10 protein-coding genes and 1 other RNA gene are annotated in these 8776 nt (G+C 63.0%); 2 read left to right on the top strand and 9 right to left on the bottom strand.

All coding sequences use genetic code 11. The features are described from left to right. Positions 1-236 precede the first annotated feature (236 nt). The 9 genes from VFL62_RS14590 to VFL62_RS14550 all read right to left on the bottom strand — a co-directional run bounded on the left by VFL62_RS14590 (position 237) and on the right by VFL62_RS14550 (position 7575). Positions 237-1757, bottom strand: coding sequence for a Do family serine endopeptidase (locus tag VFL62_RS14590; protein ID WP_325173084.1), 1521 nt, complete (start codon positions 1755-1757; stop codon positions 237-239). A 198-nt stretch (positions 1758-1955) separates the two neighbouring features. Next, positions 1956-2156 carry a DUF2065 domain-containing protein gene (locus tag VFL62_RS14585; RefSeq protein ID WP_325173083.1) on the bottom strand — a complete coding sequence of 67 codons (201 nt, stop codon included), beginning with the start codon at positions 2154-2156 and terminating at the stop codon, positions 1956-1958. Between the two features lie 76 nt (positions 2157-2232). Further along, a complete protein-coding gene (hflC, locus tag VFL62_RS14580) occupies positions 2233-3141 on the bottom strand; it encodes a protease modulator HflC (protein ID WP_325173082.1) in 909 nt (302 codons plus the stop codon). Next, positions 3138-4289: an FtsH protease activity modulator HflK gene (gene hflK, locus VFL62_RS14575; RefSeq protein WP_325173081.1), complete on the bottom strand. Its 1152-nt coding sequence runs from the start codon at positions 4287-4289 to the stop codon at positions 3138-3140. Before hflK ends, hflC begins: the two co-directional genes overlap by 4 nt. Before the next feature lie 170 nt (positions 4290-4459). Then, positions 4460-4975 (bottom strand): dihydrofolate reductase, encoded by a 516-nt coding sequence (locus tag VFL62_RS14570; RefSeq protein WP_325173086.1) that lies wholly within the window; start codon positions 4973-4975, stop codon positions 4460-4462. Positions 4976-4983: 8 nt separating this feature from the next. Further along, positions 4984-5469: a GNAT family N-acetyltransferase gene (locus VFL62_RS14565; RefSeq protein ID WP_325173080.1), complete on the bottom strand. Its 486-nt coding sequence runs from the start codon at positions 5467-5469 to the stop codon at positions 4984-4986. 9 nt (positions 5470-5478) lie between these two features. Continuing rightward, positions 5479-6273 carry a thymidylate synthase gene (locus VFL62_RS14560; RefSeq protein ID WP_325173079.1) on the bottom strand — a complete coding sequence of 265 codons (795 nt, stop codon included), beginning with the start codon at positions 6271-6273 and terminating at the stop codon, positions 5479-5481. Positions 6274-6445: 172 nt separating this feature from the next. Beyond that, positions 6446-6982 (bottom strand): chromate transporter, encoded by a 537-nt coding sequence (locus VFL62_RS14555; RefSeq protein WP_325173078.1) that lies wholly within the window; start codon positions 6980-6982, stop codon positions 6446-6448. Then, positions 6979-7575, bottom strand: coding sequence for a chromate transporter (locus VFL62_RS14550; protein ID WP_325173077.1), 597 nt, complete (start codon positions 7573-7575; stop codon positions 6979-6981). Before VFL62_RS14550 ends, VFL62_RS14555 begins: the two co-directional genes overlap by 4 nt. A 107-nt stretch (positions 7576-7682) precedes the next feature. Here VFL62_RS14550 and ssrA point away from each other — a divergent pair. After that, positions 7683-8093, top strand: a transfer-messenger RNA (tmRNA) gene (gene ssrA / locus VFL62_RS14545). 127 nt (positions 8094-8220) lie between these two features. Then, on the top strand, positions 8221-8724 hold the full coding sequence (locus VFL62_RS14540; protein ID WP_325173076.1) for an SspB family protein: 504 nt from the start codon (positions 8221-8223) through the stop codon (positions 8722-8724). The last annotated feature ends 52 nt before the right edge of the window (positions 8725-8776 follow it).

Raw genomic sequence — 8776 nt, 5'->3', positions numbered from 1 at the left:
GCATCAGCTCAGCGTGCTCACGCCGCGTCACACCGTGGCTTCGGTGACGAACACGACCACGGTCGGCACCGCGCATAACTAGGTTTTAGGAAGTCACCGCTGTCATCACCCGCGCAAGCAGGTGTTGAGCCCGCCGCCGTCATGCCCGGGTTGACCCGGGCATCCATGTCTTCCTTCGATGTGGAGACAAAGTCGTCATCGCCGGGTCAAGCCCGGCGATGACGAACCCACCAGCGCTACTGCACGCTCAGCGCGACGAAACGCAGTTCGCCTTCAGCGTTCGAGACCAGAAGCAGCACGGACTTCTTGCCGTCCTTCTTCAACTGCTCGACCCGCTTCTTGATGTCAGCGGCGTTTGCGACGGCTTCCTGCGCGACCTCAACGATGACGTCGCCCGCCGCCAGCCGCTTCTCGGCGGCATCGGAGGCGTTATCGACGCCGGTGATGATCACGCCCTTGACGCTGTCCTTGATCTTGTAGCGGCTGCGCAGATCCTTGCTGAGATTGGCGAGGTCGAGCCCGAGCGCCTTCTGCGTCACCGGCTTTTCCGGCTCCGGCTGCGATTTGGCCGACGCCGGCTGCGGCTTCTCGTTATCCTCCAGGCGGCCGAGCGTGACGCGCTTGGTCTGCTCCTCGCCCTTGCGGATGATGGTGACCTCGACTTCCTTGCCGACCGCGGTGTCGGCAACGACGCGTGACAGGTCCTTCGGCTCCTTGATGTCCTTGCCGTCGAACTTGACGACGACGTCGCCAGGTTCGATGCCGGCGGGCTTGGCCGGCCCCTTGTCGTCGACGCCGGCAACCAGCGCACCACGCGCCGGCTTGATGCTGAGGCTTTCGGCGATCTCGTCCGTCACCTGTTGAATGCGCACGCCGAGCCACCCGCGCCGCAGCTCGCCGAATTTCTGAAGCTGCTCGACCACACCGGCCACCGTTTTCGACGGCACGGCAAAGCCGATGCCGATCGAACCGCCGGTCGGCGAGATAATCAGCGTGTTGACCCCGATCACCTCGCCATCGAGATTGAACAACGGGCCGCCGGAGTTGCCGCGATTGATCGCCGCGTCGGTCTGGATGTAGTTGTCGTACGGGCCGTTGGAGATGTCGCGATTGCGCGCCGAGACGATGCCGGCCGTCACCGTACCGCCGAGGCTGAACGGATTGCCGATCGCGATCACCCATTCGCCAAGACGCAGCTTGTCGGAATCGCCGAACTTCACCGCCGTCAGTTGCCGCGGCGGCTTGAACTTGAGCACCGCAAGGTCGGTCTTCTTGTCGACGCCGACCAGCTCGGCCTTGATCTTGGTGCCGTCATTCAGGATGACGTTGATCTCGTCCGCGTCGGCAATGACGTGGTTGTTGGTCACGACCACGCCGGCGGGATCGATGATGAAGCCCGAGCCGAGCGAATTGGTCTTGTGCGGCTGCATGTCGCCGCCGCCGCGCGGGCCATTCGGGCCGCGCCGGTTCTTGAAGAAGTCGTCGAAGAATTCCTCGAACGGCGAGCCCGGCGGCAATTGCGGCATCGCGCCCCGGCCTTCGCCGGACCCGGCCTTGGCCTCGACCGTCTGCGAGGTCGAGATGTTGACGACCGCATCGATCACTTTCTCGGCAACGTCGGCAATGCCGTCGGGTCCGCGCGCCTGAGCCGGCAACGCCGTGGCGACGATGGTCACGGCCCCAAGAGCGCTCCAAAGGCATGCCGCCGCCAACAGCGGGCGCAAGCGATGGCGCGGGACTTTGGTTGCAACGGTCATATTGGTTCTCTCTTGTCGAAGCATCGGAAACTTTGAATGCAGAGTGCGCCCGAAGGGGGTAGCCGCGCAAGCTTTTCACCCCACCATTTCGGCGAAAAACAGACGCCGCTCACCAAGGCGGCATCCCCTTCATCATTCCAAGGCGATGCCGTCGGGCCGCGCTTTGCGCCGACTGGGCTATCCCGGGAATAACATACGTTAGCGGCGAACCAGCCAGATCAGGATCAGGCCCGCCACCGCCGAGCCTATGCCGGCGGCACGAAGGATGTTGTCGGGCGTCACGAGCGCGCTCTTCATCGCCCGCTTCAGCCAGATCGGCGCGGCCGCGAACATCAGGCCTTCGATCACGAACAGGATTCCAACACCGATGAGGAAGTCGGCGAACGCTATGGACCTCATCGGATGAAAACCTCCCGTCCTGTATTATCATTTTTGGCCCGGGCGATACCTCGCCCGCGGTCTCGATTGAAGAAGCCTATGGCTTGGCCGGAGTTCCCGGCGCGGCCGGCGCGGTCTTGCCGGTGGCGCCGCCAAAGAAGCGGAAGAAATCCGAATCCGGCCGCAACAGGAAACGCGTGTCGTTGCTCTTGAGGCTGGTCTCGTAGGCCGCCATGGAACGATAGAATGCGAAGAAATCGGCATCCTTGCCATATGCCTCGGCGAACAGGCGGTTGCGCTCGGCATCGCCCTCACCGCGGATCTGCTCGGCCTTCGAATTGGCCTCCGCCACGATCACGGTGGCCTCGCGGTCGGCGTTGGAGCGGATCTCTTGCGCCTTCTGCCGGCCCTGCGCGCGGAACTCGGCCGCTTCCCGCTGACGCTCGGTCTTCATGCGCTGGTAGACGGCCTGGCTGTTCTGGTCGGGCAGATCGGCGCGCCGGATTCGCACGTCGATGACCTGAATGCCGTAATTGTTGGCCTCGTGATCGAGCTGGGCGCGGATACGTTGCATCAGCGCCTCGCGCTGGTCGCGCACGACCTGGATCAGCGTCACTTCGCCGAGCACGCGGCGGAGCGCCGAATTCAGCAGCGTTGCAAGCTGCAGATTGGCGGCCTGAATTGTGCCGACGCTCTGGTAGAATTGCAGCGCGTCCTTGATTTTGTAGCGCGCAAACGCATCGACCACGAGCCGCTTCTGGTCGGAGGCGATCACTTCCTGAGCCGGATTTTCCAGATCGAGAATGCGCTTGTCGACCGGGATCACGGTGTCGATGAACGGCGCCTTGAAGTGCAGTCCGGGGGCGGTGGCGACATCGACCGGCTTGCCGAAGCGCACCACCAGCGCCTGCTCGGTCTGCTGCACGGTGAAGACCGAGCTGTAGCCCACGATCAGTGCCAGCAGCAGCAACAGCAACAGGATGATGCCTGTGACCGGGGATCTCATCGCGAGCCTCCGCTGGCGGGCTGTTGCGCCTGTCCGGATGGCGCCGGGCGCCGCGCCGTCAGGTCGTTCAGCGGCAGATAGGGCACCACGCCCTGCCCCGACGCGCCACCGTCATAGACCAGCTTGTCGGAATTGCCGAGCACGCGCTCCATGGTTTCGAGATAAATCCGTTCGCGGGTCACGTCGGGCGCCTTCTTGTATTCGTCGTACACTTTCAGGAAGCGCGCGCTCTGGCCCTTGGCCTCGGCAACAGCCTGCTGCTTGTAACCCTCGGCGACCTGCAAGATCTGCGCGGCGCGGCCCTTGGCGTCCGGCACGACTCCGTTGGCGTAGGTCTGCGCCTCGTTCTGCAAGCTCTCGAGTTCGGTCTTGGCATTCTGCACGTCGTTGAACGACTGGATCACGTCGGCCGGCGGATTGACCTGCCCCATCTGCACCTGCTGGATCAGGATGCCCGAGCCGTAACTGTCGAGCGTCTTCTGCATCAGCTCGTGAACTTCCTTTTCGGCATCGTCCTTCTTGGTCGTGAGGATAGGCTGGATGTTGGAGCGGCCGACCACTTCGCGCATTGCGCTTTCGGCCACCGCCTTCACGGTCCCTTCCGGGTTCTGGATGTTGAAAAGGAAGTCGGCGGCGCCCTTCGGCTTGATGCGCCAGAGCACGGTGAACTGGACGTCGACGATGTTCTCGTCGCCGGTCAGCATCAGGCTTTCTTCCTGGATGTCGCGCCGCCCGTCACGGGCGCGCCGCGGCGACTCTTCATAGGAGAAGCCGATATTGAGCGTCGAGACGCGAAGCACCTTTGGCAGCTGCACGGTCTCGATTGGATAGGGAAGATGATAGCTCAATCCCGGTTGCGCATCGCGGACATACTTGCCGAAGCGCAGCACGACGCCTAGCTCTTCGGACTGCACGCGGAAGAAGCCCGTGAGGCCCCAGATCGCAACGACGGCAAGCAGCAGCAGGCTGATGCCAAGCCCGCTGAAATAACCGCCCGGCAGAAACTGCTGCAGTCGGTCCTGGGCGCGGCGCAGAAGATCTTCCAGATCGGGCGGCCTCGGTCCGCCGCCGGTCGGCTGCGGGCCGGAGCCCCATGGGCCTTTCGGCCCAGCACCCCAGGGGCCTCCGCCCTGATTCTTCCACGCCATTCAACTCTCCTTGGTGGGGCACATGGCCGGAAACCCGGCACAGGCAGCGTCCGCGGAGGGGTTATAGGGGACGGCAACTCCCCTTACAACGCGCGCTTTGCCCCGGTATTGGGTCTGCAAAGAGCTATGCCGGAGACCCAAATTGTCAATGTAAACATTGCCGGGCGCGGTTAATGACGGTTTCGCCGGACATAGGTGACAAAGGAAAAGGCCGCACTGTCATCCGGGCCGGCCGGGTTTTCGGCCCGCGCCGCCTCTTCCCAGACCGTCTTGTCGATGGGTGCAAAGCGGGTATCGCCCGCCGGACTCGCGTGAACTTCCGTGATCTCGAGCCGCGCCGCGCGGCTCATCCACTCGGCATAGATTTCCGCCCCGCCCATGACGGCGATTTCAGTGACGAAACGCCGCAGCGCATCGCCGGTTGCAACGTCCAGCGCTTGATCAATTGACGTGGTCACGACCGCGCCCGGCGCGCGAAAGTTCGCATCCCGCGTCATGACGATGTTGGTGCGCCCGGGCAGCGGACGGCCCAGCGACAGGAAGGTCTTGCGGCCCATCACCACAGGCTTGCCCGTGGTGAGCGACTTGAAGTGTCGCAGGTCGGTCTTGAGCCGCCAGGGGATCGTGTTGTCAGCGCCGATCACGCCGTTGTCGGCGACGGCGGCGATCAGCACGATCTCCATCATCGTCGCCATCACCGCGCTCCTTCGGCGAGTTGCTTCAGCGCGGAGCCCGCGACCTTGCAGATGGTCCACTCGTCCATCATGACCGCGCCGAGCGACTTGTAGAACGCAATCGACGGCGCGTTCCAGTCGAGCACCGACCACTGCAGGCGCGACCAGTTGTTGGCGACGCATTCCCTGGCGAGATGCGAGAGCAGCGCCTTGCCGATGCCCTTGCCGCGCAGGTTCGGCCGCACGAACAGGTCTTCCAGATAGATTCCGGAACGGCCGGAGAAGGTCGAAAAATTGATGAACCACACCGCAAAGCCCGCGACCTCGCCGTTCCATTCGGCAATGTCGCAGAACAGCCGCGGATGATCGCAGAACAATGCTTCCGCGATCATCGCTTCCGTCGCCTCGACCTCGTGCGAGAGTTTTTCGTACTCGGCGAGTTCGCGCACCAGCGCCAGCACCACGCCGGCCTCATCGATGCGCGCGCGGCGTATGAGCAAGCTCATCGGATGGCCTCAAACCGCAACCGCGGCCTTGATGTGCGGATGCGGGTCGTAGCCTTCGAGCGCGAAGTCCTCGAAGCGGAAGCTGAAGATATCCTTGACGTCAGGATTGATCTTCATGGTCGGCAGCGCCCGCGGCGCGCGCGTCAATTGCAGCCGCGCCTGCTCGACATGGTTGGAATAAAGATGCACGTCACCAAAGGAATGCACGAATTCGCCGGGCTTCAGGTTCGTGACCTGCGCTACCATCATGGTCAGCAGCGCGTAAGAGGCGATGTTAAAGGGCACGCCGAGAAACACGTCCGCCGAACGCTGGTAGAGCTGGCACGACAATTTGCCGTTCGCGACGTAGAACTGGAACAGGCAGTGACACGGCGGCAGCGCCATCTGATCGATCTCGGCGGGATTCCACGCGCTCACGATCAGCCGGCGCGAATCCGGATTCTTGCGGATCATCTCGACGACGTTCGAAATCTGGTCGATCTTGCGCCCGTCCGGCGCCGGCCAGGAACGCCACTGCGAACCATAGACCGGGCCGAGATCGCCATTGGCATCGGCCCACTCGTCCCAGATGGTGACGCCATGGTCGTGCAGATATTTGATGTTGGTGTCGCCCTTCAGGAACCACAACAGCTCGTGGATGATCGCCTTCAGCGGCAGCTTTTTGGTGGTCAGCATCGGAAAGCCCGCCGCCAGATTGAAGCGCATCTGGTGACCGAAGATCGAGATCGTACCGGTGCCGGTGCGGTCGGACTTTTCGACGCCGTCGGCCAGAATCCGTTCGAGCAGGTCGTGATACTGGATCATGGGTTCAATGTCGTTCCAGGAGCCGGCGGCCTGTCGGAGGCCTCCGCAATAGCAGCAGACTTTTAGCGGTCAGGTGCGACGTTCAATATGCCGATTCGGTCCCGTCCGCCGTTTATACCCTGAAAAGTGAGCATTCGGCGTGGCTCCAGCAAGGCTGGAACTCGCTACAAACTCATCCGATCAGGCCGGCAAAGCCGAGGCAGCCGCCGGCCACCAGCATCCACAGCGGATTGAGCTTGGTCACCGAGGCCAGCACCGCCGCGCCGATGGTCACGAGCGCGGCCACCACGGTCCGGTCCGAGGTACGCGCCAGGATAAAGCCGCTCGCGCCCATCAGTCCGATCGACAGCGGCACCAGCGCCGCCTGGACGATGCCGGGCCAGCGCGCATGGCTGGCGCGGGTCAGGAAGCGACTGACGATCAACGCCAGCACCGCGGTCGGCACGCACATCGCCAAGGTCGCGACCAGTGCGCCGGGAAGGCCGCCGACCGAATAGCCGATCAGCGTCACGATCAGGACGTTCGGCCCCGGCGAGAGTTGCGCAATGGCGTACACATCCGTGAACTGCTTGTCGGTCAGCCAGTGGTTCACGTCGACGGCAACACGGTGCATTTCCGGAATCGCCGAGTTGGCGCCGCCGACCGCAAACAGCGACATGGTCGCAAAGGTCAGCGCCAGCGCGAACACCGGACTGGAATCGGAATTCATGCCGCCTCCTTCCGCGTCGCGTAGGTTACGGCGATCGAGATCGGGATCGCGGCGAGCAACACCAAAGGCAGCGGCAGGCGCAACACGCCGATCGCGATGAAGACCGCGGCCATGACCAGGAGCGCAATGACGTCGCGCCGCTTCAAGAGCGGCGTCATCATGCGGAACACCACCGCCAGCATCAATCCGATCGCGGCACAGGCGACGCCCGACAGGATCCGCCGCAGCGCATCGATCTCGCCATAGCGGTGGTAGAGCATGCCCATCACCACCATGATCAGCGCCGGCGGACCGACCAGCCCGGTAAACGCTGCGATCGCGCCGGGAATGCCGCGCAGGCGCGAACCGAACACGAAAGTGAGATTGACGATGTTGGGACCGGGCAGAAAATGGCAGAGCGCGAAGGTCTCGTTGAACTCGTCGGCCGTCATCCATTTGTGCTGGTCGACGATGCCGCGCCGAGCCCACACCAGTACGCCGCCAAATCCCGCCAGCGACATCTTGGCGAAGGCGATGAACAGCGTGACCAATGTAGGTGGCGACTGGGAGATATCCGGTGCGGTCGCGGCAGCCGGTGACGAATCCGGGGGCATGCCTCATTTATAGGGAGGGCCAAGCTGGGCCAACCCTCGATGGCGGCCTATCCACCTTCCAAAAGATCAGGGTTTCCTCAAAACCGTGTGTTTGAACGGCTTTTTCGGCTCTGTCTTTCTCAACCTTTGGCCCCTATATTGGGGGTGCCGGTTCGCCGGCTATGGAAATAAATGACCGTCGCAATAAACCATTCGGACCCGGGGGCAGTACCCGGCGCCTCCACCAAAACCTTTTTGAAGGGGCATGGTCTTTTTCGGAAAACCGGTACCCACTTTTCCGGATCATGCCCGAGCAGGAAAGGTTTCGGCGGGGGCGAAATAGGATCGACGAGGGCGTAAAGGGCGCGTTTTTTCTCGGTATGGTTCCGCCGATATCGGGCCATGCAATAGTTGCAAACGACAACTATGCTCCGGTTGCTCAGGCTGCGTAACGCAGTTTGAAAGACCACTTTAAAGTCCTAGCGGGTTAAGCTCCGCTAGGCGGGGTTCGGAGGCACCTGGCAACAGAAGCCTCCACTTTCCTCATCTTCAGCCCGGTGCAGGCTGCTGACCTTCACGAAATAGCCGGGTACGATGGGGAACCTGCCCCGAGTCGGAAGGCCGAGCTTCCGCAGGCAGTTTTCGAATTCTGCGACAGGACCGACCATGGCGACCGATCACATCCGATATGACGTACTGGCCCGCGACGCGCTGCGCGGGGTGTTGCGTCGCGTGCTGGCCGACGCCGCCGAGCACGGCCTGCCGGGCGACCACCATTTCTTCATCACCTTCGTGTCGACCGCCGAGGGCGTGAAGCTGTCGCCGCGTCTGCTCGCGCAATACCCGGAAGAAATGACCGTGATCCTTCAGCACCAGTTCTGGGATCTGGTGGTGACCGAGGATCGCTTCGAGGTCGGGCTGTCGTTTGGCGGCGTTCCCGAGCGCCTCGTCATTCCCTTCAGCGCCATCAAGAGCTTCTTCGATCCTTCGGTGCAGTTCGGCCTGCAATTCGAGACCTCCGACGCTGCCCCGCCCGCGGAAGAGGCCCAGCCAGCGGCTGCGTCGCCGGCGCCATCGGCATTGCCAGGACCGGCCAAGGACCAGGACGAGGGAGAAAAACCCTCCGAGGGCGCCGAGGTGGTGCGGCTGGATCGCTTCCGCAAAAAATAGCTGCTGGCAGCGCCTGACGTCAGCGTGTGATCGAGTGTGACCTGACGAGTGC

It is taken from the genome of Bradyrhizobium sp., assembly GCF_035701725.1.
GTDB lineage: Bacteria > Pseudomonadota > Alphaproteobacteria > Rhizobiales > Xanthobacteraceae > Bradyrhizobium.
This window is presented reverse-complemented; position numbering and strand designations above follow the sequence as displayed.

Coding starts and splice junctions, on each gene's coding strand:
- VFL62_RS14570 (WP_325173086.1), bottom strand. CDS start 4,975: ATGATGGAGATCGTGCTGATCGCCGCCGTCGCCGACAACGGCGTGATC.
- VFL62_RS14585 (WP_325173083.1), bottom strand. CDS start 2,156: ATGAGGTCCATAGCGTTCGCCGACTTCCTCATCGGTGTTGGAATCCTG.
- VFL62_RS14560 (WP_325173079.1), bottom strand. CDS start 6,273: ATGATCCAGTATCACGACCTGCTCGAACGGATTCTGGCCGACGGCGTC.
- VFL62_RS14550 (WP_325173077.1), bottom strand. CDS start 7,575: ATGCCCCCGGATTCGTCACCGGCTGCCGCGACCGCACCGGATATCTCC.
- hflC (WP_325173082.1), bottom strand. CDS start 3,141: ATGAGATCCCCGGTCACAGGCATCATCCTGTTGCTGTTGCTGCTGCTG.
- VFL62_RS14565 (WP_325173080.1), bottom strand. CDS start 5,469: ATGAGCTTGCTCATACGCCGCGCGCGCATCGATGAGGCCGGCGTGGTG.
- hflK (WP_325173081.1), bottom strand. CDS start 4,289: ATGGCGTGGAAGAATCAGGGCGGAGGCCCCTGGGGTGCTGGGCCGAAA.
- VFL62_RS14540 (WP_325173076.1), top strand. CDS start 8,221: ATGGCGACCGATCACATCCGATATGACGTACTGGCCCGCGACGCGCTG.
- VFL62_RS14590 (WP_325173084.1), bottom strand. CDS start 1,757: ATGACCGTTGCAACCAAAGTCCCGCGCCATCGCTTGCGCCCGCTGTTG.
- VFL62_RS14555 (WP_325173078.1), bottom strand. CDS start 6,982: ATGAATTCCGATTCCAGTCCGGTGTTCGCGCTGGCGCTGACCTTTGCG.